Raw genomic sequence first — 25,600 nt, 5'->3', positions numbered from 1 at the left:
CAGTCTGACCAGAGGTATATACGCATGTCCATCCTGTCCAATCTGGATTTGATTCGCCGGGTCCCGCTGTTTTCCACGCTGACGCAGGCGCAGGCCGAGTCCGTCGCAGATGCGGTCACCAAACGGCGTTTCAAGCGCGGAGAGTGCATCGTTGAACAGGGCAAGAAGTCCAATTTTCTGGCCATCGTGCTGACGGGGCGTGCCCGCGTGGTGACCACCGATGCCCGTGGCCGGGAGGTCATCCTGGCCACCATGAACCCGGGCGACTATGTGGGCGAGATGAGTCTGATCGACAACCAGCCGCATTCGGCCACGGTGCGTGCCGAGGTGCAGACCGACGTCCTGATCCTGGGGCGCCCTGAATTCGCCCGTTGCCTGCCCGAGAACACCTCCATGGCCTACGCCGTGATGAAAGGACTGGTGCAGCGCCTGCGCCACGCCGACCGCAAGATCGAGTCGCTGGCGTTGATGGATGTCTACGGTCGCGTCGCCCGGGCCTTGCTGGAGTTTGCGCGGCCTGACAAGGACGGGCAGCTCGTGATTCGGGAGCGGGTGTCTCGCCAGGATGTGGCCAAGATGATCGGCGCATCGCGAGAAATGGTCAGCCGGGTCATGAAAGACCTGGAGGACCGGGGCTTCATCGAAGTGGGCGAAGACGGTGCTACCGTGATCAAGGAACGGCTCAGCTCGCTGGGCTGAAGTCCGGCGTGGCCGCGCTGGTCGCGGCCCCGGGTTCTCCTCGCCAGCGCTACACGTGTTACCGGTTTTCCGGCGCCTGTCTCGTGTGGCCTTGGGGTAAGCTTGCTGCCGAACCGCAGCGAGGACCATGACCTATTCACTCAACACACTGAACACCGATCGGGCCCAAGCCACGCCTGGTGGTGTGGCCCGTTTCACGCAGGAAATCGGGCTGGTGGTGGGCGCCGCGGCGCTGGCCTTCTGGCTGCTTGCGTTGTTGAGCCATTCGCTGGTCGATCCGGCCTGGAGCACGACAGGGTCGCGGCCCGAAGTGGGCAACTGGGGCGGCCAGTTGGGTGCGCTGCTGGCCGATGCGAGCTACTACCTGTTGGGCTGGTCGGTCTGGTGGTGCTTTTTCGCCGGCTTGCGGGCCTGGCTGTCGGCGTTGGCAGGGCGCTTGCGTGGCCAGCAAGCCCAGGCAGTTTCGCGGGATGAACACGGGGCTGTGCGCTGGTGGCAAACGCCTTGGGCGCGTCGTCTTGCCTACGTGCTAGCGTTGCTGGTCTTGCTGAGCGCCAGTGTGGTTCTGGAGTGGAGCCGGCTGTACCGGCTGGAGCCGCACCTGCCAGGAACGGCGGGTGGCGTGCTCGGTCATGCGCTCGGCCCTGTTGCGGTGCACTGGCTCGGTTTCACCGGTTCGGCGCTGGGCATGTTGGCGCTGCTCGTGATCTGCCTGCCCAGGGTGTTCCGGTTCTCCTGGGGCCAATGGGCCGAGCACCTGGGCGCCTGGCTGGACAACTGGTTTGAATCGCGCCGCGAGAAACGCGAGGCGGTCGAAGACCAGCGCATCGGGGAGGTGGCTGCGCGAGAGCGCGAAGAAGTGGTCAAGGTCGAGCGTGTCGAGAGCGAAGAGCACCACCCCACCCCGGTCCTGATCGAGCCCACCCTGGTGGACGTGCCGAAAAGTGAGCGCGTGGCCAAGGAACGGCAAAAGCCGCTGTTCGTCGAAATGCCCGACAGCAAGCTGCCACAGGTGGACCTGCTGGACAGCGCGCCGCTGCACCAGGCCGGCGTGGACAGCCAGACGCTGGAGATGACCAGCCGCCTGATCGAGAAGAAGCTCAAGGACTTTGGCGTCGACGTGCGCGTGGTGGCTGCAGCGCCCGGCCCGGTGATCACCCGCTACGAGATCGAACCGGCCACGGGCGTCAAAGGTTCTCAGATCGTGAACCTGGGGCGTGATCTGGCCCGTTCCTTGTCGCTGGTGTCGATTCGTGTGATCGAGACCATTCCGGGCAAGAACCTGATGGCGCTGGAGCTGCCCAACGCCAAGCGGCAGATGATCAAGCTCAGCGAAATCCTGGGCTCGCCGGTCTACAACGACGCCAAGTCGCTGCTGACCATGGGCCTGGGCAAGGACATCGGTGGCCAGCCCATCGTGGCCGATCTGGCCAAGATGCCACACTGCCTGGTGGCCGGCACCACCGGTTCGGGCAAATCGGTCGGTATCAACGCCATGATCCTGTCGCTGCTTTACAAGGCCGATGCCAAGGATGTGCGCCTCTTGCTGATCGATCCCAAGATGCTGGAGATGAGCGTCTACGAGGGCATTCCGCACCTGCTCGCGCCCGTGGTCACCGACATGAAGCACGCGGCCAACGGCCTGAACTGGTGCGTGGCCGAGATGGAGAAGCGCTACAAGCTCATGAGCAAGCTCGGCGTGCGCAACCTCGCGGGCTTCAACACCAAGATCGACGAGGCCAATGCGCGCGGCGAAATCATCGGCAACCCGTTCAGCCTCACCCCCGAACAGCCCGAGCCGCTGGAGCGCCTGCCCTACATCGTGGTCGTGATCGACGAACTGGCCGACCTGATGATGGTGGTGGGCAAGAAGATCGAGGAACTGATCGCCCGCCTGGCGCAAAAGGCGCGTGCCGCCGGCATCCACCTGATTCTGGCGACGCAGCGGCCCAGCGTGGACGTGATCACCGGTCTGATCAAGGCCAACATTCCCACCCGCCTGTCGTTCCAGGTCAGCAGCAAGATCGACAGCCGCACCATCCTCGACCAGATGGGCGCCGAGAGCCTGCTGGGCATGGGCGACATGCTTTACATGCCTTCCGGCACCGGCTTCCCGGTGCGGGTGCACGGCGCTTTTGTGAGTGACGACGAGGTGCACCGCGTGGTGGCCTATCTGAAAGAGCAGGGCGGCGAACCCAACTACATCGACGGCGTGCTGGAAGGCCCTGCGAGCGATGGCGAGGGCGGCGACATGTTTGGCGAAGGCGGCGGCGACGGCAGTGAAAAAGATGCGCTGTACGACCAGGCGGTGGAGATCGTGCTGAAGGATCGCAAGGCCAGCATCTCCTACGTGCAACGCAAGCTGAAGATCGGCTACAACCGCGCCGCGCGCCTGCTCGAAGACATGGAAAAAGCCGGCATGGTCAGTGCACTGACTTCCAGTGGTCAACGCGATATTCTGGTGCCCTCGCGCAGCGAATGATGCACGGGCCTGAACCTTGTGGCCGTGGCCGGGTCCCATCCCACATGATCAAAAAATTGCTTTCAACGGTGACCGCGGTCACTGCGCTGACATTCGCGGCCCTGCCCGCTCAGGCCGACGGCCTGAAAGACCTGGAGCAGTTCCTGCGCCAGGTGGGCAGTGCGCAAGCCGGCTTCACTCAGGTGGTGACCTCCCCGGTGCGCAACGGCGAAACCGTGGCGCGCCGCAAGACGTCCAGCGGGCGTTTCGAGTTCCTGCGCCCGAACCGTTTCCGCTTCGAGTACACGAAACCGTTTGAGCAGACCATCGTGGCCGATGGCGAGACGCTGTGGCTGTACGACGTGGACCTGAACCAGGTGACTGCGCGCAAGCAGCAGGACGTGCTGGGCAGCACGCCCGCGGCGTTGATCGCGGCGGGCACCGACCTGCGTGCCCTGTCCGAGGTGTTTGAACTCAAGGCTGCGCCCGCTGCGGATGGACTTGAATGGCTGGAAGCCCGACCGCGCAACAAGGACGGGCAGTTGCAGAGCGTGCGGGTGGGATTCCGCGCTGGTCAGCTCGCGGCGCTGGAGATCGCCGACAGCCTGGGCCAGCGCTCGGTGCTGACGTTCAACCAGTGGCAGGACAACGCGCCGCTGAAGGCTGAGCGGTTTCGCTTCCAGCCGCCAGCCGGTGCCGACGTGATCCGGCCCTGAGAGCGCCCTCTGCGATGGAAACGACGCCTTGAGTTCACCCGCCGCGCCGCACACGCCATTGGCCGAGCGCCTGCGCCCGCGCACGCTCGCCGAGGTGATCGGGCAGCAGCACCTGCTGGGCGAGGGCATGGCACTGCGGCTCGCGTTTGAGTCGGGCCAGCCGCACAGCTGCATCCTCTGGGGCCCACCCGGCGTGGGCAAGACCACCATCGCCCGCTTGATGGCGGACGCCTTTGACGCGCAGTTCATCACCATCAGCGCGGTGCTGGGCGGCGTGAAAGACATCCGGGAGGCGGTGGAGCAGGCGCAGATCGCGCGCGATGGGCTTCATGCGCAGCACACCATCGTGTTTGTCGACGAGGTGCACCGTTTCAACAAGAGCCAGCAGGACGCCTTTCTGCCGCACGTGGAAAGCGGGCTGTTCACCTTCATCGGTGCGACCACCGAGAACCCCTCGTTCGAGGTCAACTCGGCGCTGCTGTCACGCGCGGCGGTCTACGTGCTGCAGCCGCTGGGCGAGGACGACTTGCGCCAGCTCATCACCCGGGCGCAAGGCATCGGGGCGGTGCCCGCGGTCGAAGCCGCTGCGGCGGACCGCCTGATCGCCTACGCCGACGGCGATGCCCGTCGCCTGCTCAACACGCTGGAGACGCTGGCGGTGGCGGCCACGCGCGAAAAACTCGCCGAGGTGACGGATGCCTGGCTGATGCGTGTGCTGGGTGAACGCATGCGCCGCTACGACAAAGGTGGCGAGCAGTTCTACGACACCATCAGCGCGCTGCACAAAAGCGTGCGCGGATCCGACCCGGACGCCGCGCTCTACTGGTTCGTGCGCATGCTCGACGGTGGTGCCGATCCGCGCTACATGGCGCGCCGTTTCATCCGCATGGCCAGTGAAGACATTGGCCTGGCCGATCCGCGCGCGCTGCGTCTGGCGCTGGACGCGGCCGAGGTGTACGAGCGCCTGGGCACGCCAGAAGGTGAGCTGGCGCTGGCCGAATGTGTGGTCTACCTGGCCGTGGCGCCCAAGTCCAACGCGGTCTACAAGGCCTTCAACGAAGCCAAGGCCTTTGTGAAGAAAGACGGCACGCGACCGGTGCCCATGCACCTTCGCAATGCACCCACCAAGCTCATGAAGGCGCTGGACTATGGAAAAGGCTACCGGTACGCCCACGATGAGGCGGGCGGCTTCGCCGCGGGCGAACGCTACCTGCCCGAAGGCATGGCCGCGCCTGATTTTTACCGTCCGGTGGAGCGTGGGCTCGAGATTCGCATCGCCGATAAGCTGCGCGAACTCAAAAAACTGAACAATCAAAATAACTAATGAAGCGCGAATCGCGCTGATGCAGCCGTGCCGGGAAATCAAAAATCAGGGTAAACCCGCGCCGCATAAGGGCTTACACGCATCTGGCCCTCTGAAACGCCTAGCTACAATCCGCCCACCAACCCGCAGTCTGTCCTGTTCCAAGGTCGAGCCTGGCGGGTTTTTTGCTAACTCAAGGCAGACAGACCGGGCACCCGCCCGGCTGGAAAAAACACGGAGAAGTTTGTATGGACGTTTTGCTGCAGCAGATCATCAATGGTCTGGTTCTGGGCAGTATGTATGCGCTGGTGGCGCTGGGGTACACCATGGTGTACGGCATCATCGGCCTGATCAACTTTGCGCACGGTGACGTGCTCATGGTGGGTGCGCTCACCAGCTGGACGCTGATCGGCTGGATGTCGAGCGCCTGGGCGGACATGCCGGGCTGGCTGCTGTTGCTGGTGGCCACGCTGATCGCCATGGTGGTCTGTGGAGCCCTCAACTACGCGATCGAGAAGCTGGCCTATCGGCCACTGCGCAACTCACCGCGGCTTGCGCCCCTGATCACCGCCATCGGCATGTCGCTGCTTTTGCAGACCTTTGCCATGATCATCTGGGCGCCGAATCCGAAGTCGTACCCCTCGACCCTTTCGCGTGAGCCGATCGAGTTCGGGGGCGCCGTGATCTCGGTGACTCAGATCACGATCCTGGCCACGACGGTCATCACGCTGGCGTTCCTCATGTGGCTGGTCAACCGCACCAACCTGGGCCGCGCCATGCGCGCCACGGCCGAGAACCCGCGTGTGGCCGCCCTCATGGGCATCAAGCCCGACGTGGTGATCTCCGCCACCTTCATCATCGGCGCCATGCTCGCGGCCATCGCCGGCGTGATGTGGGCCTCGAACTACGGCACGGTGCAGCACGCCATGGGCTTCATGCCCGGCCTGAAGGCCTTCGTGGCCGCGGTCATGGGCGGCATCGGCAACCTCGCGGGTGCGGTGGTGGGTGGTGTGGCGCTGGGTCTGATCGAGTCGCTGGGCGCGGGTTACCTGGGCCAGCTGACCGGTGGTGTGCTGGGCAGCCAGTACACCGACATCTTCGCCTTCATCGTGCTGGCCCTGGTGCTGACGCTGCGTCCGTCCGGTCTGCTCGGCGAGCGTGTGGCCGACCGGGCCTGAGGGCCAAGGAACACATCATGATGAACACCAAATCCGGAAAACTCATCGCCTACCTGCTGGGCGCTGCCGCGTTGCTGCTGCTGCCCATCCTGCTGCAATCGACCGGGAGCAACTCCTGGGTGCGCATTGTCGACATCGCGCTGCTCTATGTGCTGCTGGCGCTGGGCCTGAACATCGTGGTCGGCTACGCGGGCCTGCTCGACCTGGGCTACATCGCCTTCTTCGCCGTGGGAGGCTATATCTTCGCGCTGGTGGGTTCGCCCCACCTCACCGACACCTTCCCGGCCATCGCAGCCATGTTCCCCAACGGCATCCACATCAGCATCTGGCTGGTGATGATCCTGGCTGCGGCGATCGCGGGCTTCGTCGGCATCATCCTGGGCGCGCCCACGCTCAAGTTGCGCGGTGACTACCTGGCCATCATCACGCTGGGCTTTGGCGAGATCATCCGCATCTTCCTGCTCAACATGGACCGCCCGGTGAACATCACCAACGGCCCCAAGGGCATCAGCCAGATCGACACCATTTCGGTGTTTGGCCTGGACCTGGGCAAACGCCTGACCATTGGCGACTACACCTTCCAGCCGGTCACGCTGTATTACTACCTGTTCATGTTTTTCGTCGTCGGTGCGGTGATCCTTTCCTACCGCCTGCAGGACTCGCGTATCGGCCGCGCCTGGATGGCCATCCGTGAAGACGAGATCGCGGCCAAGGCCATGGGCCTGAACACCCGCAACCTCAAACTGCTGGCCTTTGGCATGGGCGCAACGTTTGGCGGTGTCTCGGGCGTGCTGTTCGCTTCATTCCAGCGCTTCGTGTCGCCCGAGTCCTTCTCGCTGATGGAGTCGGTGATGGTGGTGGCCATGGTGGTGGTGGGCGGTATCGGCCACATCCCTGGCGTCATTCTGGGCGCCCTGTTGCTGGCCGGCCTGCCCGAAGTGCTGCGCCACGTGGCCGGGCCGCTGACCGAGTGGACCGGTGGTCGACTGGGCCCTGAAATTCTGCGCCAGTTGCTGATTGCGCTGGCCATGGTGGTGGTGATGCTGATCCGTCCGAAGGGCCTGTGGCCTTCGCCGGAGCATGGCAAATCGCTGGCGAAATGAGCGGAGAGAACACGCATGTCTGAAACCATTCTCAAAGTCGCCAACGTCTCCAAACGCTTCGGTGGCCTGCAGGCCCTGAGCGATGTCGGCATTGAAATCCAGCGCGGTCAGGTCTATGGCCTGATCGGCCCCAACGGGGCGGGCAAGACCACCTTTTTCAACGTGTTGACCGGGCTGTACACGCCCGACAGTGGCACGTTTGAACTGGCCGGCAAACCCTATACGCCCTCGGCCGTGCACGAGGTGGCCAAGGCCGGTATCGCACGCACCTTCCAGAACATCCGCCTGTTTGCGGAAATGACGGCATTGGAAAACGTGATGGTGGGCCGCCATGTGCGCACCCACTCCGGTCTGATCGGTGCGGTGTTCCGCACGCCGGGTTTCAAGCGTGAAGAGGCTGAGATCACGGCCCGCGCCCGCGAACTGCTCGACTACGTGGGCATCGGAAAATTCGCCGACTACAAGTCGCGCACCCTGAGCTACGGCGACCAGCGTCGTCTGGAGATCGCGCGCGCGCTGGCCACCGATCCGCAGCTGATCGCGCTGGACGAGCCGGCCGCCGGCATGAACGCCACCGAAAAGGTGTTGCTGCGCGAACTGATCGACCGCATTCGCAAGGACAACCGCACCATCCTGCTGATCGAACACGACGTGAAGCTGGTCATGGGCCTGTGTGACCGCGTGACCGTGCTCGACTACGGCAAGCAACTGTCTTCGGGCACGCCCGCCGATGTGCAGAAGGACCCCAAAGTGATCGAGGCCTATCTGGGCACGGGCGGCAGCTGAGGACACAAGAACATGGCAAACACACTACTCAAAATCAGCGGCCTGAAGGTCTCTTACGGCGGCATCAAGGCCGTCAAGGGTGTCGATCTGGAAGTGCGGGAAGGCGAGCTGATCTCGCTCATCGGATCCAATGGCGCGGGCAAGACCACCACCATGAAGGCCGTGACCGGTTCGCTGGCCTTTGAAGGCGGTGACATCGAATACCTGGGCAAGAGCATCAAGGGCAAGGGCGCCTGGGACCTGGTCAAACAGGGCCTGGCCATGGTGCCGGAAGGCCGCGGCGTGTTCACCCGCATGTCCATCACGGAAAACCTGCAGATGGGCGCCTACATCCGCAAGGACAAGGCGGGCATCGCCAACGACATCGAGCGCATGTTTGGCATCTTCCCGCGCCTGAAAGAACGCAAGGACCAGCTGGCCGGCACCATGTCGGGCGGCGAACAGCAGATGCTGGCGATGGCGCGCGCGCTGATGAGCCAGCCCAAGGTGCTGCTGCTCGACGAGCCCTCCATGGGTCTCTCGCCCATCATGGTCGACAAGATCTTTGAGGTGGTGCGCGATGTGTCGGCCCAGGGTGTGACCATCCTGCTGGTCGAGCAGAACGCCCAGCGCGCTCTGCAGATCGCCAACCGCGGCTACGTGATGGACTCCGGAGAGATCACCATGACCGGGTCGGGACAGGACCTCCTGGTGGACCCCAAGGTGCGCGAGGCATACCTCGGGCATTGAGTTCATCGACAAACTTACAATAGCGGGTTGCGCTTCTTCAGGCGCAACCCGTTTTTTTCTTGCCCAAACCATGACCACCGAACACGCCCACGCCACCCCTGCCACCGACGACAACCAGCTGATTGCGGAGCGGCGTGAGAAGCTCAAGGCCTTGCGTGAGGCGCAGCAGCGCGGCGAGGGCGTGGCGTTCCCGAATGACTTCAAGCCGGTGGACAAGGCCGAGGCCCTGTTTGCCACGCACAGCGAGGCCACCAAGGAAGCGCTGGAAGCCCACCCGGTGCGCGCCTGCGTGTCGGGCCGCATGATGCTCAAGCGCGTCATGGGCAAGGCCAGCTTTGCGACGCTGCAGGACGCGTCGTTCGGTCCCTCGGGCGGCCGCATCCAGATCTACCTGAACACCGACAGCGTGGGGGAAGCGGCGCTCAACACCTTCAAGCATTGGGACCTGGGCGACATCATCGCGGCCGAAGGCGTGCTCATGCGAACCCGCACCGGCGAGCTCACCATCCACGCCGACAAGATCCGTCTGCTCACCAAGAGCCTGCGCCCGCTGCCCGACAAGTTCCACGGCATCCACGACCAGGAAATCAAGTACCGCCAGCGCTATGTGGACCTGATGACCGACGAGAGTGCGCGCAAGCGCTTCGTCACGCGCAGCCACGCGCTCTCCAGCATCCGCGACTTCATGGTGAGCCACGGTTTTCTGGAAGTGGAAACGCCGATGCTGCACCCCATTCCCGGCGGCGCCAACGCCAAGCCCTTCAAGACGCACCACAACGCGCTCGACCAGGAAATGTTCCTGCGCATCGCGCCCGAGCTGTACCTGAAGCGTCTGCTGGTCGGTGGTTTTGAGCGTGTGTTCGAGATCAACCGCAACTTCCGCAACGAAGGCATCAGCGTCCGCCACAACCCCGAGTTCACCATGATGGAGTTCTACGCGGCCTACTGGAACTACCAGGACCTGATGGACTTCAACGAGCAGCTGATCCGCCATGTCGTCAAACAGGTGCACGGCGACACACCGCTGAGCTACAACGGCAAGCCGGTGGACGTGTATTCGCCGTTTGAACGCCTGACCATCCGCGAAGCGATCCTGAAATACACCGAAGCCGGCGAGGGCGTGGACAGTGCCGAGTGGCTGATTCCCGCGCTGAAGAAGCTGGGCCTGTCGGAGCAGAAACACCAGCTCAGCACCCGCAGCCTGGCGAGCCTGCAGGTGCTGTATTTTGAAGAAACGGTGGAAGAGAAGCTCTGGAACCCGACCTTCATCATGGAGCACCCGACGGAAATTTCGCCGCTGGCGCGCGCCAACGACGACCGCCCGGAAGTGACCGAGCGCTTCGAGCTCTACATCACCGGTCGCGAGTTCGGCAACGCCTTCAGCGAGCTGAACGATGCCGAAGACCAGGCCGCGCGCTTCCACGCGCAGGTGTCGGCCAAGGACGGCGGCGATGAAGAGGCGATGTACTACGACGCCGACTTCATCCGCGCGCTCGAATACGGCATGCCCCCGGCCGGTGGCTGCGGCATCGGCATCGACCGCCTGATGATGCTGCTGACCGACAGCCCCAGCATCCGCGACGTGATCCTCTTCCCTGCGCTGCGCCGCGAGGCCTGACGCGGGCTCCGGCATGCCGCCCATGAGCCGGGCGCTGCGCTGGGTCTGGCGGCTGTTTGCGCTGGGTCTGGTGCTGGCGCTGGCCGTCAGCCTCTGGGACTACCAGGACCGTTGGCACACGCCGGGATTCTGGTTGCGCAACCTGGTGATGCTCTGGCTCTACTGGGCGCCCCGGCTGGCCGGGCCTTTCCTGCTGATCGGCCTGGTGGGGGTCGCGGTGACCGGGCGCGGGTTCCTGCGCTGGAAAGCCGGGGTGGCGGCCTTGCTGGTGATGGTGGGCCTGTGGTCCTCGCTGGTGGAACCCGGTCTTTCGCGGGTGCGGCAGACGACGATCACCGGCTTGCCCCCGGGCGCCCAGCCGGTGCGCCTGGCGGTCATCGCCGACATCCACTGGGGCCTGTTCTTCCGCGATCACCAGCTCGAACGCCTGGTGCGCCAGCTCAATGCGCTGGAGGTGGACGCGGTGCTGGTGGCCGGCGACTGGACCCATGAACCTCCCTTGGACCTGAAGACCGGTCTCGCCCCGCTGGCCGGCATCCGTCATCCGGTGTTTGGCGTGCTGGGCAACCACGATGTCGAGGCGCCAGGGCCGGACCTGACCGAACCGCTGCGCGAGGCGCTGCAGACCCATGGCGTGCAACTGCTGGAAGGCCGGCGCGTTGCCTGGAAAGGCTGGGAGCTGGTGGGTCTGGACGACGGCTGGGGTGGCCGGCCCGAGGCGCAGATTCGCGCGTTCTGGCCTGAGGCGTCCGGATCGGCCACCGCTCCGGGCAACCGCCTGGTGCTGACCCACCAGCCCGACACGGTGGCGCTGCTGCCGCCGGGCGCGGCCCACCTCTCGCTGGCCGGACACACCCATGGTGGACAGATCTGGATTCCCGGTCTCACCCCCTGGGTACTGCGCAACACGAACACGCGGCAACCCTGGTGGAACGGCCTCTACAACACCCCGATGGGCACGCTGCTGGTCACACCTGGCATCGGGACGATCGGTTTGCCGGCACGTCTGGCCGTGATGCCCACCATCGAACTGGTCGAACTCAAGCCCTGATACCGATTTGCCTTCAAAGCGATAACGGCGTTGCTCAGCCTTGCCGTGCTGAAGCAGCCGTCTGCGGCTTCGCACCTTGTTCTCACTCAGAGTGCAAAACGGCATGAGCGGCCTCAGCAGTTCAGCGTCTGGATGCTCTTGCGCGGGGTGTTCTTCAACTCGTCCAGTGTGATGCGCAGCCAGTCCAGGTGTGCCTGGGCGTTTTCCTGAAGACCCAGCGTCTCTTCGGGCAGCAGGGCCACCACCACCTTGCAGCGCAGCGTGGTGCCCACGGGCAGTTGCGAAGACGGGCGCAGGCCACCCGCCACGATGCTCGTGGCCGCGGCTACCGCCTGCGCCGACCGGACCGGTCCTTCCATCAACAGCGCAAAGCTGCGGTCATCCACCCGGGCGGCTGTGTCCACATCGCGCGCGACCGATCGCAGCAGCGAGCCGGTAAGCACCAGGGCGCGGTCGGCCACCTCGCGGCCGTGCTCCTGCACGAACCAGGCGTGGTTGTCCAGGTCGATCAGCAGCAGCGCGCTGTGGTGGCGGTAGCGTTGGGACCGGATCAGGCTCTCATGCAGGCGCAGCATGAAGTTGTGGCGGTTGGTCAGGCCGGTGAGCGGTTCCGTCAGGGCGAGCGCCTTGGCTCGCGCCTGGGCCTCGTGTTGCATGGACGAGCGTTGCAGCAGCGCGTACATCAGCAGGGGGGCCTCGATGGCGGCGGCGATCACCATGCCGTACTGGGACAGAAAACCCGACGACATCAGGCCGAAGTTGCGCAGCAACGGCAGCGCGCCGGCCAGCAGGACCGGCAGGACGCCCAGCGCGATCCAGCGCACCCAGCGGTCCCCGGTGCGCCAGGCGGCCCAGAGCATGGCGTAGACCACAGTCATGGTCAGCGACCCAACCAGGTTGATGGCCTGAAAGCTCCATTGGTCGAGCACCAGTTGGTCCCAGACCACCAGCGCCAGCAAGACGGTCGCCAGCGCGAGCGAGACGCGGTCCAGCCAGCGGCCGATGCGGCGTGGCTGCACGACATGGCGCACAAATAGCAGGCCCGCGACGGCCGCCAGCGGGAGCAGAACAAACTCGGCCGAACCGTTCAGCTGCGGTGCGTTGGGCCACAGAAATTGACCTCCGACCCCCAGAGACGCCGCCAGCGACAGCCCGAGCAAGGTGATGTAGATGGCGTAGGCCCCGAAGCTGGTGTCCCGGAACACCAGCCCGTTGACGACCGCGATGGCTGTCAGCAGCATGGCCATGCCAAAATACCCACCAAGCAGGAACTGCTGCACCATGCGTTGCTCGCGCAAGCGGCTGTGGCTGTGCACGACCAGCTCACCCGAAAACGGGACCCGCGCGTGCTGGATCCGCACCCAGTAGGTCACCGGGCCGTCCACACGGGGTTCCAGCGCAAACACCGGATAGCGGTCGGGCGACGCCCAGTCCTTCACTGGCACGCTGTCGCCCGCGTGCTGTTCCAGCCAGCTGCCGTCGGCGCGCTGGTTGTGCAGGCTGATGCGATCTGTGCCCGAGCGGGCCAACTCCAGCTCCCAGTGTGAACGGCTGTCTTGCGTCCAGGCCTCGAACCGCACCCACAGCGCCGCATCGCCGGTGAGGCGCACGCGGTGCAGGCTGTCGCGCACCACAAAGGGCAGTTCAGCGTACCGCTGCGCGACCTCCTGCACGCTGGCTTGGCCCGACGCATCCACCCACCAGGTGCTGCGCCCCGCCAGCGGCACGCTGGACTGCTCGCCGTTGAGCACCACCACCGGGGTGGAGCTGCTGCCGGGGGTGTGCGCAGCGAAGGCACCGCCCGATGACGACAGCGCCAGCCAGACCAGACAGGCCAGCAGAAACAACCAGGCTCGCGGTCTGGAAAGAGGGGCGCTGGAGGTGAGATGTGCCTGGAGCGGGGTTGGCATGCCACGGATTGTGGCGTGCGGCTGGACGTGCGCAACGTGCAAAGTTGGCGTAGCCACTGCATATCGACGCGGTTGCAGCCGGTTGACCACAGCGCCAGACAGAAAAAAGCCCCGGACGGCACGGTGGCCATCCAGGGCTTTGCGTGAGCGTGGCGCCGCTGGCTTCAGGCGAAAGCGGCCAGCGCCTTGCGCATCTTCTTCATGGCCGCAACCTCGATCTGGCGCACGCGCTCGGCGCTCACCCCGTATTCGGCCGCCAGTTCGTGCAGCGTCATGCCACCCGAGCCGTCGTCGTTCACCTTGAGCCAGCGCTCGGTCACGATGCGGCGCGAACGGTCGTCGAGCTCGCTCATGGCGGTGGCGATGCCTTCGGTGGCCAGCACGTCGCGTTGGGCCGACTCGATCATCGCCGTGGGTTCGTGCGTCGCGTCGGCCAGGAAAGCAATGGGGCCGTAACTGTCTTCGCCGTCATCGCCTGGGCTCGGGTCCAGCACCACGTCGCCGCCGGAAAGCCGCGTTTCCATTTCGCGCACTTCTTCCGGCTTGACCTTGAGGTCGCGAGCGACCATGTCCACCTCGCCGTCAGAAAACGCTTCCCGGTGCGTGTCGCCGTCCAGCGCTTCGGCGCGGAAGCCCTGCTTCATCGAGCGCAGGTTGAAAAACAGTTTGCGCTGGGCCTTGGTGGTCGCCACCTTGACCATGCGCCAGTTCTTCAAGATGTACTCGTGGATCTCGGCCTTGATCCAGTGCATGGCGTAGCTCACCAGGCGCACGCCCTGTTCGGGATCGAAGCGCTTGACCGCTTTCATCAGGCCGACGTTGCCCTCCTGGATCAGGTCGCCGTGCGGCAGCCCATAACCCAGGTACTGACGGGCAATCGACACCACAAGCCGCAGGTGCGACATCACTAGCTGCCCGGCGGCGTCGATATCGTTGTGGTCGCGCAGGCGGCGCGCAGCGCCCTGTTCCTCTTCCAGCGTCAACAGCGGCATGCGGTTGACGGCCGAAATGTAGGCGTCCAGGTTGCCCACCGCGGGCAGCGTCAGCGAACGGCTCGCCCACGGGCTGGCCACGGCCAGTGTGGCGGATGGCAAGGCGTTGGGTGCAAGTAGTGCAGTGGTCATATAGAAGAACCCTCCTCAGGTTGGTCTTTCTCAAATATTAGCACTCCATATGAGTGAGTGCTAATTGAATAGTTCCATGGCCTCGATGCCAGGGGGCTATCGGGGGCTGAAGACCACCCGAGAGTGGGCCTTCAGCCGGGATGTCCATTTGTAAGTCGTTGATTAAAAACAACTTTCATCTCGTGTCGAGCGGCAGGAACATCGGGTCCGCAGGCGATGCCGGCGGCAATGCGGCGACGGGTGGCGGTGAGGGCAGTGGCATCGGACTGCCCGGGCGGCCCCAGAAGGTGAGGCCGGGTGGCGGAGACTGTGAGATTCGAACTCACGGACGGTTGCCCGTCGGCAGTTTTCAAGACTGCTGGTTTAAACCACTCACCCAAGTCTCCGGTTGCGGTTGTTGCGACCGGGATTTTAGCCTGTGGCCTGCCTGATCGCAGACCCAAGCCCGGGAATCAGGCGGTGGTCGTTTCGCTGGCCGGTGTTTTCTGGTGCAGCAGGCCACGGGTTTCGATGAAGCGCACCACCTCGGCCACGCCGTCCAGCGTCTTCAGGTTGGTCATGACCCAGGGGCGGCGCGCGCTGTCGGGCCGCATGCGGGCGGTGTCGGCCTTCATCACCTCCAGGTCGGCGCCCACGTGCGGGGCCAGGTCGGTCTTGTTGATGACAAAGAGGTCGCTCTTGGTGATGCCGGGTCCGCCCTTGCGCGGAATCTTCTCGCCCGCGGCGACGTCGATCACGTAGATGGTGAGGTCGCTCAGTTCGGGGCTGAAGGTGGCGGCGAGGTTGTCGCCACCGCTCTCCACGAACACGATGTCGGCATTGGGGTGTTCCGCCAGCATGCGGTCGATGGCCTCGAGGTTGATGGAACAGTCTTCGCGAATGGCGGTGTGCGGGCAGCCACCGGTTTCCACGCCCATGATGCGGTCCGCCGGCAGCGCGCCGCTGACGGTCAGCAGGCGCTGGTCTTCCTTGGTGTAGATGTCGTTGGTGATGGCGATCAGGTCGTATTGATCGCGCATGGCCTTGCACAGCATTTCGAGCAACGTGGTCTTGCCGGACCCGACGGGGCCACCGATGCCCACCCGCAGCGGGGGCAGGTGCTTGGTGCGGTTCGGGATGTGGTGCAGGGCGCTCATGGGATGTACCTTGGTGGGGGCTTCGACAGGCTCAGCCCGAAAGGGGAAAGTCAGGACCTGAAGAGTCTGGAGTATTGGACTTCGTGGCGCGCCGAGTGGATGGCCAGCAGGGGCGTGAAGGCCTGGCGTGTGTCGTCGGTCAATCCGAGCGCGTGGTCCACCGCGGTCGGGATTTCGCGCGCCAGCCGCGCCAGCATGCGCTGGCCCGCGCTTTGGCCCAGCGGCACGGATTTGATGGCCGCCTGCACCATGTTTTCGGCCCAGCCGAAGGCGAAACCGATCAGGCTGTCGCGCACGCTGGCGTCGGTGTTGGCGGCGCCACAGGCCATGGCCACGGGGTAGCTGGCGGGGTTGAGTGCAGCCGACTGCAGGCGCTGAAACACGCCCGCGCCGAGTTCGCCCAGGTTGCGCGCCCACTCCAGCAGCGAGCGCCCCATCTGTTCGGTCTGCAAGCGGAACTCCGACGTTTCCCGGGTCTGCAGGACCCAGGCGTTGAGTGCCTGGATGCGGGCCAGATCGTCGATGCGCCAGGCAGGGATGGCCTGGGCCACCACGGCCAGGTCGGTCCTGCCCAGGCCCAGGTGGAGCTGGTCGATGAGCCATCGGGCCGCGCTGGCCTCGTCGCTCACCAGGCCCGCGTCGACCGCGGCTTCCAGACCTTCCGAGTAGGAGAAGCCGCCCACTGGCAAGGCCGGTGAGGCCAGCCACAGGATCTGCAGCAAACCCGCGGCCGAGCGCGGCGACGAGCCGGCGCTGGCCTCAGCCGTGTCCATGTCCAGCGGCGTGATCGTGTCCGTGGGCATGGTGCGCGTGCGCATGGTGGTCGCCATGGGCATGGCCGCGCCCGCTGGCGTGCTGCTGCCCGTAGGCGCCGCTCTCGGGTTCGAACGGCTCGCGCACCTCGGCCACGGTGAGGTGCATCGCGCGCAACATGTCAGCCAGCACATGATCGGGCTCGATCTTCAGGTGGTCGGGCTGCAGTTCGATGGGCACGTGCCGGTTGCCCAGGTGGTAGGCGGCGCGCATGAGGTCGAAGGCGCCGCTGTGTTCGTGGTGATGATCGTGCGCGGTGCAGGCTGTGATCTTCAGCACGGTTTGCGGCGCGGCGACCACGCGGATGAGCGAACCATCCTGCGTGATCAGCACATCACCGCCGCGCACCACGGTGCCGCGGGGCAGGAACACGCCGACGCGGCGTCCGTCCGACGATTCGGCGTCAAAACGGCTCTTCTGGCGAAGGTCCCAGTCCAGCGTGAGGGTGGCGGCGCGGCGAACCAGCACCGGCGCCAGCCCTTGGCCTTGTGGGACCAACTTGGAGACCTGAAGCATTGAAATACCTTCCCGTGTTGCTATCAAAACAGGAAGTATCGCTGGGCCATCGGAAGTTTGCTGGAGGGCTCGCAGGTCAGCAGCACGCCGTCGGCGCGCACGGTGTAGCGCTGCGGGTCGATCTCCATCTTCGGCAGGTAGCTGTTGTGCACCATGCTGGCCTTGGTGATGCTGCGGCAGCCCTGCACCGCCACGGTGGCTTTCTGCAGGCCGTAGCGCTCGCCCACACCCGCGCGCAGGCTGGCCTGCGAAACGAAAGTGAGGCTGCCCTTGGCGAGTGCACGGCCGAAGGCACCGAACTGCGGCCGGTAGTGCACCGGCTGCGGCGTGGGGATGGAGGCGTTCGGGTCGCCCATGGCGGCCAGCGCGATGCTGCCGCCCTTCAGGACCAGCGCGGGCTTGACGCCAAAGAAGGCCGGCTTCCAGATCACCAGGTCGGCCCACTTGCCGACTTCGAGCGAGCCGACGATGTGCGACATGCCGTGCGCGATGGCGGGGTTGATGGTGTACTTGGCGATGTAGCGTTTGACGCGGAAGTTGTCGTTGCGGCTGCTGTCTTCGGGCAGCGTGCCGCGCTGGCTCTTCATCTTGTCGGCCGTCTGCCAGGTGCGGATCACCACTTCGCCCACGCGGCCCATGGCCTGGCTGTCGCTGCTCATGATGCTGATGGCACCCATGTCGTGCAGCATGTCTTCGGCCGCGATCGTCTCGCGGCGGATGCGGCTCTCGGCGAAGGCGAGGTCCTCGGGGATGCCGGCGTCGAGGTGGTGGCAGACCATCAGCATGTCGACGTGTTCGTCGAGCGTGTTGACGGTGTAGGGCATGGTCGGGTTGGTGGACGAGGGCAGGAAGTTGGCCTCGCCGACGACGCGGATGATGTCGGGCGCGTGGCCACCGCCGGCGCCTTCGGTGTGGAAGGCGCAGAGCGTGCGGCCCTTGGTGGCGGCGATGGTGTCTTCGACGAAGCCCGACTCGTTCAGGGTGTCGGAGTGGATGGCCACCTGGGTGTCGGTTTCCTCGGCCACATCGAGGCAGTTGCTGATCGCGCTGGGCGTGGTGCCCCAGTCTTCGTGGAGCTTGAGGCCGATCACGCCGGCATCGATCTGCTCGCGCAGCGGCGCGGGCTGGCTGGCGTTGCCCTTGCCGAGGAAGCCCAGGTTCATGGCGAAGCCGTCGGCCGCCTGCAACATGCGCTCGATGTGCCAGGGGCCGGGCGTGCAGGTGGTGGCGAAGGTGCCGGTGGCCGGGCCGGTGCCGCCGCCGAGCATGGTGGTCACGCCCGAAGCCAGGGCTTCGTCGATCTGCTGCGGGCAGATGAAGTGGATGTGGCTGTCGATGCCGCCGGCGGTGACGATGCTGCCCTCGCAGCTGATGACCTCGGTGCCCGGACCGATGACGATGTCCACGCCGGGCATGGTGTCGGGGTTGCCCGATTTGCCGATGGCCACGATGTGCCCGCCCTTCAAGCCGATGTCGGCCTTGACGATGCCCCAGTGGTCGATGATCAGCGCGTTGGTCAGCACCGTGTCCACGGCGCCTTCGGCGCGCGTGCGCTGGCTCTGCGCCATGCCGTCGCGGATGGTCTTGCCACCGCCGAACTTCGCTTCTTCGCCGTAGCCGCCGGCGGCGAGCGTGAAGTCTCTTTCCACTTCCACGATCAGGCCGGTGTCGGCCAGTCGCACACGGTCGCCGACGGTGGGGCCGAACATGTCGGCGTATGCGCTGCGGGGGATGCTTGCCATGTTGTTGATCCTGACTGCTTAGACGGCGCCCTGTACCAGACCACGGAAACCGATCACGACGCGGTCGCCGGCAAAGTCCACCAGTTCCACCGTGCGTTGTTGCCCGGGCTCAAAGCGCACGGCGGTTCCGGCCGCGATGTTCAGGCGCATGCCTTTGGCGGCGTCGCGATCGAAGCCGAGCGCGGCGTTGGTCTCGGCAAAGTGGTAGTGCGAGCCCACCTGCACCGGGCGGTTGGCGGTGTTCTGCACCACCAGCGTGAGCGTGCGGCGGCCGGGGTTGAGGGCGTGTTCGCCCGCGTCCACCAAGTATTCACCGGGGATCATGGCCGCCCCTCACTTCTTCGACAACCAGACCGCCAGCGCGATCAGGCCGGCCACCGCCACAAAACCCAGCGCGTCGGTGGGGTGCCAGTGGCTGCCGAACAGGCCGTGGCCGTCGTGGGCGAGGGCGGGCAGGGCGGTCAGGGAGGCGGCGATGGTGAGCAGCGATTTCATGTCAGGGCTCCAAAATAAAAAGCAGGCGGTCGGCGCGAAATGTCTGAATCCAGGGATGCGGTGGAACCGGCTTCGCCGGGCCACTCGCATCGCCCCCTTGAGGGGGTCGCGTGCAGCGCGGCGGGGGTGGGTCAAATACTGCGGCGGGGGGGTTAAGGTATGGGCTGGTGCACCGTTACCAGCTTGGTGCCATCCGGGAACGTGGCCTCCACCTGGATGTCCGGGATCATTTCCGCGATGCCTTCCATCACGTCGGCGCGCGTGAGCACGTCGCGGCCTTCGCTCATGAGCTGGGCCACGGTCTTGCCGTCGCGGGCACCCTCCATCACAGCGGCGCTGATCAGGGCCACGGCCTCGGGGTAGTTGAGCTTGAGGCCGCGCGCCTTGCGCCGCTCGGCCAGCAGGGCGGCGGTGAAGATCAGCAGCTTGTCTTTCTCTCGAGGGGTGAGTTCCATGGCGCGTTCTGTGGTCGTTTGGTGAAGCCTGTGAGCAAATTCCGTGCCCTTGTCGCGCTCAGAGCCGGGCCAGCAGCTCGGCTTTCTTGGTGCTGAATTCGCCGTCGGTCAGCAGGCCCTTGGCGTGCAGGCCGGCGAGGCGCTCGATGGCGGCAAAGATGTCCGGCGAACCGGCATCGGGTGGGTTGTTGGGCTGAAAGCCGCCTGATAACGGTGCCGGGGCTGGCACGGCCATGCCGTCGCGCGAGATCACGGGCAGACTGGCCACGTCGATCAGGCCGTACTGGCTGGAGAACGACAGCGTGCCGCCCGCCGATTGCTGCTGCGAAAAACTGCCGATCTGGTGGTCCAGCGTGTCGTACACCGTGACCGAGCCATGGACTTCGATCGCCAGGCGCCGCGCCTGCGCGAAATAGGCGTAGCGCACGTTGTTCTGGGCGCCGGTGCTGTTGGGCCAGCGCAGGTCGGCGGGCCACCAGTCGCCGCTGGTACCGGGGGCGGGCGGCACAAACAGGCTGTTGGCGCCGAAGCCGCTCACCTGTGATCCGTTTTCGCTTTGGCTCTGCACGCCGTCGCCAGCGTGGTTGGCCTGGATCTGGTGGTAGGCGCTGCCGCCCTGGCTCTGGCTTTGAAAGCTGCCGCTGCGCAGCAGGTCGGGCTGGTTGGCGATCAGGTTGGACAGCTCGCTGCACAGGTTGTCGACCCGGCCCTTCAGGTAGTTGTTGAACATGTCCGACACCATGGTCATGCCGCCGCGCATCCACTGGCCCGAGCCGCTGAACTCGGGGTGGTTGAACTGGGCCATGCTGCCGTTGCCGTTGATCACGGATTCGAGCATGGAGAGCGTGGCGTCGAAACTGAAGCCGTGGCGCTGCGCGATGTCGTTGAGGGTCTGCTGACCCTGGGGGGAGAGTTGTCGCATGCTGAAGGTGTCCGTCCGGTGATGGACGTTGCAGTTTCGCAGATGCCCGTCGCTCTGGCAGCCGTGGCATGAAAGCTGCACCGGCCCTGGGGTGAACCCCGAGTCCGCCATTCCCGCCCCCGTCAGCGCCGCACCCCTGGGCGAGGCGCCGCAACGCATCATCAAGGTGCGCCGCGACTACAACAGCTGGGTGGGCAGCGAGACCATGGAAGACTACGCGCTGCGCTACACGCCGCAGCGCTTTCGCAAGTGGAGCGAATGGCGCGTGGCCAACACGGCGTTCGGTGCCGCCTCGTTCCTCATTCTTGAAGCGGTGGGCGCGACGCTGCTGGTGCAGTACGGCTTCGTCAACGCGTTCTGGGCCATCCTGGTCACCGGGCTGATCATCTTTCTGGCCGGCCTGCCCATCAGCATCTACGCCGCGCGCTATGGCGTCGACATGGACCTGCTCACGCGCGGCGCGGGCTTCGGCTACATCGGCTCGACCATCACCTCGCTGATCTACGCCTCGTTCACCTTCATCTTCTTCGCACTCGAAGCGGCGGTCATGGCCTACGCGCTGGAGCTGGCGCTGGACATTCCGCCGGCCTGGGGTTACCTGATCTGCGCGCTGGTGGTGATCCCGCTCGTGACCTACGGGGTATCGGTCATCAGCCGCTTCCAGGTCTGGACCCAGCCGCTCTGGCTGGTGATGATGCTGGTGCCCTTCGGGGCGGTGTGGACGCTCGATCCCGGTGCATTCTCCAATGTGGTGCACTACGGTGGCGAATCTGGTGCGGGCGCGGTTTTTGATTGGCACCTTTTTGGTGCCGCCCTAACGGTTGGCATCGCGCTCATCACGCAGATGGGCGAACAGGCCGACTACCTGCGGTTCATGCCCGCGAAAGAGCCGGGCAAGGGCTGGCGCTGGTGGGCCGGTGTGCTGGCCGGCGGGCCGGGCTGGGTGATCCTGGGGGTGCTCAAGATGCTGGGCGGCGCGCTGCTGGCCTACCTGGCCATCAGCCACATGGTGCCGCCCGACCGCGCGGTGGATCCGAACCAGATGTACCTCGCGGCCTACGAGTACGTGTTCCCGAACTACGGCTGGGCGGTGGTGGCGACGGCGCTGTTCGTGGTGGTGTCGCAGCTCAAGATCAACGTCACCAACGCCTACGCCGGCTCGCTGGCCTGGAGCAACTTCTTCTCGCGCCTCACCCACAGCCACCCGGGGCGCGTCGTGTGGGTGGTGTTCAACACGCTGATCGCCTTCATGTTGATGGAGATGAACGTGTTCCGCGCGCTGGGCGAGGTGCTGGGGCTTTACAGCAACCTCGCCATCGCCTGGATCATGGCGGTGGTGGCCGATCTGGTGATCAACAAGCCGCTGGGCTGGAGCCCGCCGGGCATCGAGTTCAAGCGTGCGCACCTGTACGACATCAACCCCGTGGGCGTGGGCGCCATGGGCCTGGCTTCGGCGCTGTCGATTGCGGCACACCTGGGCCTGATGGGCGACACGGCGCGGGCGTTTTCGGCGGTGATCGCGATGGTGACGGCGCTGGTGGCGTCGCCGCTGATCGCATGGGCAACGCAGGGGAAGTACTACATCGCACGACAAAGCGAAACCTGCGGAGGAAGATCATGCGAAGGATGCGACGTGAAAGGGGGAGGCCACCCAGAAACACCGCGGAACGGGCTTCGCCCGGCCGCTGGTGTTGCCCCCCTGGAGGGGGGTGACGCCGCAGGCGACGCGGGGGGTGCATCCAAGTCCAGCGCGGGGGGAGTTCTCAAGTGTGTGATTTGCGAGCGCGAGTACGAAGCGCCGGACATGGCGCACTGCCCAGCGTATCAAGGCTTCATCTGTTCGCTCTGCTGCACGCTCGATGCGCGCTGCGGTGACCTGTGCAAACCCCACGCGCGCCTCTCCGAGCAGTGGCAGGGTGCCTTGCGCACGGTGCTGCCGCAGCGCATGTGGCGCTATCTCGAAGCGGGCCTCGCGCACTACCTGTTGCTCATGCTGGTGGTGGCACCGGTGCTGGCGGCCGTGCTTGGGCTCTTGTACCGCCAGCAGGTGCAGGGCCTGGGGCAGGGGCTGCAGGCGGTGGCCGACGCCAGCCTGCTTGAAGCCGCGTTGCGCACCGGCTTCCTGCGGGTCTACGCCGCGCTGCTGCTGATCGCCGCGACGGTGGCCTGGTGGCTGGTGCTGGCGCACAAGAGCCGCTTGGTGGCGCAGGAAGAGTCGAACCGCCAGACGCGCCTGCTCATGCACGAGATCGAGTCGCACCGCCAGACCGACCAACAGCTGCAGCGCGCGCGCCAGGCCGCCGACCTGGCCAACCAGGCGAAGAGCCGTTACATCAGCACCATCAGCCACGAGCTGCGCACGCCGCTCAACAGCATCCTCGGCTACGCCCAGCTGCTGCAGGAAGACGACGACATCGCGCCGCACCGCGCGCAGGCCATCAAGGTCATCCACCGCGGCGGCGAACACCTGCTGTCGTTGATCGAGGGCACGCTGGACATCGCGCGCATCGAGTCCGGCAAGCTCAAGCTCGATGTGAAACCCATGGCCTTTGCCGATGCCATGCAGGAAGTGGCGAGCATGTTCGAGCTGCAGGCCGCGGCCAAGGGGCTGCGCTTCACGTTCGAAAGCGGCAGCCGCCTGCCCGACGCCGTGCGCGCCGACGAGAAGCGCCTGCGCCAGATCCTCATCAACCTGCTGGGCAACGCGGTGAAGTTCACGCGCCAGGGCGAGGTGCGGCTGCGCGTGACGCACGCGCGCGAGATGGCCGTTTTCGAGGTGCACGACACCGGCCCGGGCATGGCCGTGCAGGAACTCGACCGTGTGTTCGAACCCTTCGCGCGCGGCCAGGCCGAGGCCGCTGCCGCGACCGGTGCGGGCAGCACCGGCACCGGCCTGGGCCTGACCATCGCCAAGATGCTGACCGACCTCATGGGCGGCGAGATGACGGTGCGCAGCACGCTGGGCGAGGGCACGGTGTTCAGCGTGCGCCTGTTTCTGCCGGAGCTGCACGGCGCCGTGGTGCGGCGCGAGACGGTGGCGCCGTCGATCACCGCCTACGAAGGCGCGCGCCGGCGCGTGCTGGTGGTGGACAACGAAGAGAGCGACCGCGAACTGATCGCGCGCTGGCTGCAGCCACTGGGCTTCGAAGTGCTGCTCGCCACCAGCGGCCACGATGCGCTGGCCATCGTCGAGGCGCTCGACCCGGCGGGCGAGGGCGCGCCCCACGCCATCTTCATGGACCTCGCCATGCCCGGCATCGACGGCTGGGAAACCCTGCGCCGGCTGCGCGCGCGCGGCTGGGGCGGGGTGCCGCTGGCCATCGTCTCGGCCAACGCCTTCGACAAGGGCCTGGACAACGACCTCGGCCACAGCCCGCAAGACTTCTTCGTCAAGCCGGTGCGGCGCGAAGACCTGCTGGTCTGGCTGGGCCAGCGCCTGGGCCTGCAATGGATCACGGCAGAGGGCGCGATGCAGGCCGGACAGCGGGCGCATGCGCCTCAGGCTCCGGTCGCCAGCAGCGCGGCCGAGCTGGCGCCGCTGCTGGAACTGGTGCGCCTGGGTTACTACAAGGGCATCGTCAACTGGCTCGACGACTGGGTGCGCCAGCGCCCCGAGCAGGCCGACTTTGCCCAGGGTCTGCGCACCCTGGCGCGCGAGTTCCGCTTCGAAGCGATCGAACAGCGCCTGCAACAAAGCGCCACGCTTCCATGAACACCGACACCCCTTCACCCGAGCGCCTGTCGGCGCAACTGCCCCCGCCCGATGCCCTGGTGGTGCTGATCGTGGACGACGTGCCCGACAACGTGGCACCGCTGCACGACGCGCTCGACGAAGCCGGCTACACCGTGCTGGTCGCGCTCGATGGCGAGTCGGCCATCCGCCGTGCCACGCAGGCCTTGCCCGATGTGATCCTGCTTGACGCGGTCATGCCCGGCATCGACGGCTTTGAGGTGGCGCGCCGCCTCAAGGCCGACCCGGCCACGGCGGCCATTCCCATCATCTTCATGACGGGCCTCACCGAGACCGAGCACCTGGTGGCCGCGCTCGACGCCGGCGGCGCCGACTACGTGACCAAGCCCATCAAGCCGCGCGAGGTGATGGCGCGCATGGGCGTGCACCTGCGCACCGCGCGCCACGTGCGCCAGGGCGCGGTCGAGCGCAGCCAGGCGCGCTACGCGCTCGACGCCTTCGGTTACGCCACCATCACCGTGCGCGAGCGCGACGGCCGCCTGATGTGGCAGACCCCGCTGGCGCGCGACCTGCTGCAGCGCTACTGCGGTACCACCGCACCCGAGACCCCGGCCGCCGTGCTGCAGTGGCTGCGCCGCCACCTGCAAGACGCCCAGGCACAGCGCGAGCCGCCGCGCCTCACGCTCGACCACGGCCCACGCCGCCTCACCTTCCGGCTGCACCAGCGCGTGGGCGACCAGGACGGGAGCGAAACCGTCGAAGCGCCGGGCGAAGGCGGCGACTGGCTGATCGTGATGCAGGAAACCTCGGACGCCAGCGTGCTCGAAGCCATGGGCCAGGCCTTTGGCCTCACCGCGCGCGAGGCCGAAGTGCTGTACTGGGTGGCCAAGGGCAAGATCAACCGCGACATCGGCGACATCCTGGGGTCGAGTCCCGCCACGGTGAAAAAACATCTGGAGCGCATCTACGCCAAGCTCGGCGTGGAAACCCGCACGGCGGCGGCGGCGATGGCGATCAACCGCGTGCCGTTGCTGCAGCCGCAGCACGGAGGCTGAGGCGCCCATACGCCCCACATACGCCACCCGGCGTACATACGCTGGTCCGGGTTCTCCCTAGCATCCGTCTGTCCGCTGTGAAACGCCCGAACAAGGG

Annotated in this window: 22 protein-coding genes and 1 tRNA gene; 12 read left to right on the top strand and 11 right to left on the bottom strand. The window is 65.9% G+C overall.

Features of this window, described 5'->3' with window-relative positions:
• Positions 1–24 precede the first annotated feature (24 nt).
• The 10 genes from ACN5W5_RS10225 to ACN5W5_RS10180 all read left to right on the top strand — a co-directional run bounded on the left by ACN5W5_RS10225 (position 25) and on the right by ACN5W5_RS10180 (position 11,644).
• Complete coding sequence (locus ACN5W5_RS10225; protein ID WP_177136163.1) at positions 25–699, top strand: Crp/Fnr family transcriptional regulator; 675 nt, start codon at positions 25–27, stop codon at positions 697–699.
• 127 nt (positions 700–826) lie between these two features.
• On the top strand, positions 827–3,181 hold the full coding sequence (locus ACN5W5_RS10220; RefSeq protein ID WP_420048427.1) for a DNA translocase FtsK: 2,355 nt from the start codon (positions 827–829) through the stop codon (positions 3,179–3,181).
• 44 nt (positions 3,182–3,225) lie between these two features.
• A complete protein-coding gene (gene lolA, locus ACN5W5_RS10215) occupies positions 3,226–3,876 on the top strand; it encodes an outer membrane lipoprotein chaperone LolA (protein WP_420048426.1) in 651 nt (216 codons plus the stop codon).
• A 28-nt stretch (positions 3,877–3,904) separates the two neighbouring features.
• Positions 3,905–5,200, top strand: a complete 1,296-nt coding sequence (locus ACN5W5_RS10210; RefSeq protein ID WP_420048425.1) for a replication-associated recombination protein A — start codon at positions 3,905–3,907, stop codon at positions 5,198–5,200.
• A gap of 227 nt (positions 5,201–5,427) precedes the next feature.
• Positions 5,428–6,357 (top strand): branched-chain amino acid ABC transporter permease, encoded by a 930-nt coding sequence (locus tag ACN5W5_RS10205; RefSeq protein ID WP_226463432.1) that lies wholly within the window; start codon positions 5,428–5,430, stop codon positions 6,355–6,357.
• 17 nt (positions 6,358–6,374) lie between these two features.
• Positions 6,375–7,460 carry a branched-chain amino acid ABC transporter permease gene (locus ACN5W5_RS10200; protein ID WP_420048424.1) on the top strand — a complete coding sequence of 362 codons (1,086 nt, stop codon included), beginning with the start codon at positions 6,375–6,377 and terminating at the stop codon, positions 7,458–7,460.
• Between the two features lie 15 nt (positions 7,461–7,475).
• A complete protein-coding gene (locus ACN5W5_RS10195; RefSeq protein ID WP_420048423.1) occupies positions 7,476–8,246 on the top strand; it encodes an ABC transporter ATP-binding protein in 771 nt (256 codons plus the stop codon).
• A gap of 12 nt (positions 8,247–8,258) precedes the next feature.
• A complete protein-coding gene (locus ACN5W5_RS10190; RefSeq protein WP_420048422.1) occupies positions 8,259–8,975 on the top strand; it encodes an ABC transporter ATP-binding protein in 717 nt (238 codons plus the stop codon).
• A 70-nt stretch (positions 8,976–9,045) separates the two neighbouring features.
• Positions 9,046–10,593: a lysine--tRNA ligase gene (lysS, locus tag ACN5W5_RS10185; RefSeq protein WP_420048421.1), complete on the top strand. Its 1,548-nt coding sequence runs from the start codon at positions 9,046–9,048 to the stop codon at positions 10,591–10,593.
• A 13-nt stretch (positions 10,594–10,606) separates the two neighbouring features.
• Positions 10,607–11,644 carry a metallophosphoesterase gene (locus ACN5W5_RS10180; RefSeq protein WP_420048420.1) on the top strand — a complete coding sequence of 346 codons (1,038 nt, stop codon included), beginning with the start codon at positions 10,607–10,609 and terminating at the stop codon, positions 11,642–11,644.
• Positions 11,645–11,757: 113 nt separating this feature from the next.
• Here the strand turns inward: ACN5W5_RS10180 and ACN5W5_RS10175 are convergent, their stop codons facing one another.
• From ACN5W5_RS10175 to ACN5W5_RS10125, 11 genes are all read right to left on the bottom strand, one after another.
• Positions 11,758–13,554, bottom strand: coding sequence for a sensor domain-containing diguanylate cyclase (locus ACN5W5_RS10175; RefSeq protein ID WP_420048419.1), 1,797 nt, complete (start codon positions 13,552–13,554; stop codon positions 11,758–11,760).
• 164 nt (positions 13,555–13,718) lie between these two features.
• On the bottom strand, positions 13,719–14,678 hold the full coding sequence (gene rpoH, locus ACN5W5_RS10170; protein WP_420048418.1) for an RNA polymerase sigma factor RpoH: 960 nt from the start codon (positions 14,676–14,678) through the stop codon (positions 13,719–13,721).
• Between the two features lie 298 nt (positions 14,679–14,976).
• A tRNA-Ser gene (locus ACN5W5_RS10165) sits at positions 14,977–15,064 on the bottom strand.
• 66 nt (positions 15,065–15,130) lie between these two features.
• Complete coding sequence (gene ureG, locus ACN5W5_RS10160) at positions 15,131–15,814, bottom strand: urease accessory protein UreG (RefSeq protein ID WP_420048417.1); 684 nt, start codon at positions 15,812–15,814, stop codon at positions 15,131–15,133.
• A 50-nt stretch (positions 15,815–15,864) separates the two neighbouring features.
• Entirely contained in the window at positions 15,865–16,587 is a 723-nt protein-coding gene (locus tag ACN5W5_RS10155; protein WP_420048738.1) for an urease accessory protein UreF, read from the bottom strand.
• On the bottom strand, positions 16,574–17,143 hold the full coding sequence (ureE, locus tag ACN5W5_RS10150; protein ID WP_420048416.1) for an urease accessory protein UreE: 570 nt from the start codon (positions 17,141–17,143) through the stop codon (positions 16,574–16,576). Before ureE ends, ACN5W5_RS10155 begins: the two co-directional genes overlap by 14 nt.
• Positions 17,144–17,166: 23 nt before the next feature.
• Complete coding sequence (gene ureC, locus ACN5W5_RS10145) at positions 17,167–18,885, bottom strand: urease subunit alpha (RefSeq protein WP_420048415.1); 1,719 nt, start codon at positions 18,883–18,885, stop codon at positions 17,167–17,169.
• 18 nt (positions 18,886–18,903) lie between these two features.
• The gene (locus ACN5W5_RS10140) at positions 18,904–19,209 is read right to left on the bottom strand and encodes an urease subunit beta (protein WP_177136236.1); all 306 of its coding nucleotides are present in this window, start codon (positions 19,207–19,209) and stop codon (positions 18,904–18,906) included.
• A 9-nt stretch (positions 19,210–19,218) separates the two neighbouring features.
• Positions 19,219–19,380, bottom strand: coding sequence for a hypothetical protein (locus ACN5W5_RS10135; protein ID WP_420048414.1), 162 nt, complete (start codon positions 19,378–19,380; stop codon positions 19,219–19,221).
• 152 nt (positions 19,381–19,532) lie between these two features.
• Positions 19,533–19,835 carry an urease subunit gamma gene (locus tag ACN5W5_RS10130; protein ID WP_420048413.1) on the bottom strand — a complete coding sequence of 101 codons (303 nt, stop codon included), beginning with the start codon at positions 19,833–19,835 and terminating at the stop codon, positions 19,533–19,535.
• 58 nt (positions 19,836–19,893) lie between these two features.
• A complete protein-coding gene (locus tag ACN5W5_RS10125; protein WP_420048412.1) occupies positions 19,894–20,757 on the bottom strand; it encodes an SHOCT domain-containing protein in 864 nt (287 codons plus the stop codon).
• A gap of 91 nt (positions 20,758–20,848) precedes the next feature.
• On the opposite strand from ACN5W5_RS10125, the gene ACN5W5_RS10120 reads away from it, so the two are divergent.
• Positions 20,849–24,469, top strand: a complete 3,621-nt coding sequence (locus ACN5W5_RS10120; RefSeq protein WP_420048411.1) for an ATP-binding protein — start codon at positions 20,849–20,851, stop codon at positions 24,467–24,469.
• On the top strand, positions 24,466–25,503 hold the full coding sequence (locus ACN5W5_RS10115; protein WP_420048410.1) for a response regulator: 1,038 nt from the start codon (positions 24,466–24,468) through the stop codon (positions 25,501–25,503). Before ACN5W5_RS10120 ends, ACN5W5_RS10115 begins: the two co-directional genes overlap by 4 nt.
• The last annotated feature ends 97 nt before the right edge of the window (positions 25,504–25,600 follow it).

This window comes from Hydrogenophaga sp. ZJX-1, assembly GCF_048590325.1.
Classification (GTDB): Bacteria; Pseudomonadota; Gammaproteobacteria; order Burkholderiales; family Burkholderiaceae_C; genus Hydrogenophaga.
This window is presented reverse-complemented; position numbering and strand designations above follow the sequence as displayed.

What these genes read in the sequence shown, in the direction of transcription:
- ACN5W5_RS10225 (WP_177136163.1), top strand. Translation starts at nt 25, where the DNA reads ATGTCCATCCTGTCCAATCTGGATTTGATTCGCCGGGTCCCGCTGTTT.
- ACN5W5_RS10220 (WP_420048427.1), top strand. Translation starts at nt 827, where the DNA reads ATGACCTATTCACTCAACACACTGAACACCGATCGGGCCCAAGCCACG.
- lolA (WP_420048426.1), top strand. Translation starts at nt 3,226, where the DNA reads ATGATCAAAAAATTGCTTTCAACGGTGACCGCGGTCACTGCGCTGACA.
- ACN5W5_RS10205 (WP_226463432.1), top strand. Translation starts at nt 5,428, where the DNA reads ATGGACGTTTTGCTGCAGCAGATCATCAATGGTCTGGTTCTGGGCAGT.
- ACN5W5_RS10200 (WP_420048424.1), top strand. Translation starts at nt 6,375, where the DNA reads ATGATGAACACCAAATCCGGAAAACTCATCGCCTACCTGCTGGGCGCT.
- ACN5W5_RS10195 (WP_420048423.1), top strand. Translation starts at nt 7,476, where the DNA reads ATGTCTGAAACCATTCTCAAAGTCGCCAACGTCTCCAAACGCTTCGGT.
- ACN5W5_RS10190 (WP_420048422.1), top strand. Translation starts at nt 8,259, where the DNA reads ATGGCAAACACACTACTCAAAATCAGCGGCCTGAAGGTCTCTTACGGC.
- lysS (WP_420048421.1), top strand. Translation starts at nt 9,046, where the DNA reads ATGACCACCGAACACGCCCACGCCACCCCTGCCACCGACGACAACCAG.
- ACN5W5_RS10180 (WP_420048420.1), top strand. Translation starts at nt 10,607, where the DNA reads ATGCCGCCCATGAGCCGGGCGCTGCGCTGGGTCTGGCGGCTGTTTGCG.
- ACN5W5_RS10175 (WP_420048419.1), bottom strand. Translation starts at nt 13,554, where the DNA reads ATGCCAACCCCGCTCCAGGCACATCTCACCTCCAGCGCCCCTCTTTCC.
- rpoH (WP_420048418.1), bottom strand. Translation starts at nt 14,678, where the DNA reads ATGACCACTGCACTACTTGCACCCAACGCCTTGCCATCCGCCACACTG.
- ureG (WP_420048417.1), bottom strand. Translation starts at nt 15,814, where the DNA reads ATGAGCGCCCTGCACCACATCCCGAACCGCACCAAGCACCTGCCCCCG.
- ACN5W5_RS10155 (WP_420048738.1), bottom strand. Translation starts at nt 16,587, where the DNA reads ATGGACACGGCTGAGGCCAGCGCCGGCTCGTCGCCGCGCTCGGCCGCG.
- ureE (WP_420048416.1), bottom strand. Translation starts at nt 17,143, where the DNA reads ATGCTTCAGGTCTCCAAGTTGGTCCCACAAGGCCAAGGGCTGGCGCCG.
- ureC (WP_420048415.1), bottom strand. Translation starts at nt 18,885, where the DNA reads ATGGCAAGCATCCCCCGCAGCGCATACGCCGACATGTTCGGCCCCACC.
- ACN5W5_RS10140 (WP_177136236.1), bottom strand. Translation starts at nt 19,209, where the DNA reads ATGATCCCCGGTGAATACTTGGTGGACGCGGGCGAACACGCCCTCAAC.
- ACN5W5_RS10135 (WP_420048414.1), bottom strand. Translation starts at nt 19,380, where the DNA reads ATGAAATCGCTGCTCACCATCGCCGCCTCCCTGACCGCCCTGCCCGCC.
- ACN5W5_RS10130 (WP_420048413.1), bottom strand. Translation starts at nt 19,835, where the DNA reads ATGGAACTCACCCCTCGAGAGAAAGACAAGCTGCTGATCTTCACCGCC.
- ACN5W5_RS10125 (WP_420048412.1), bottom strand. Translation starts at nt 20,757, where the DNA reads ATGCGACAACTCTCCCCCCAGGGTCAGCAGACCCTCAACGACATCGCG.
- ACN5W5_RS10115 (WP_420048410.1), top strand. Translation starts at nt 24,466, where the DNA reads ATGAACACCGACACCCCTTCACCCGAGCGCCTGTCGGCGCAACTGCCC.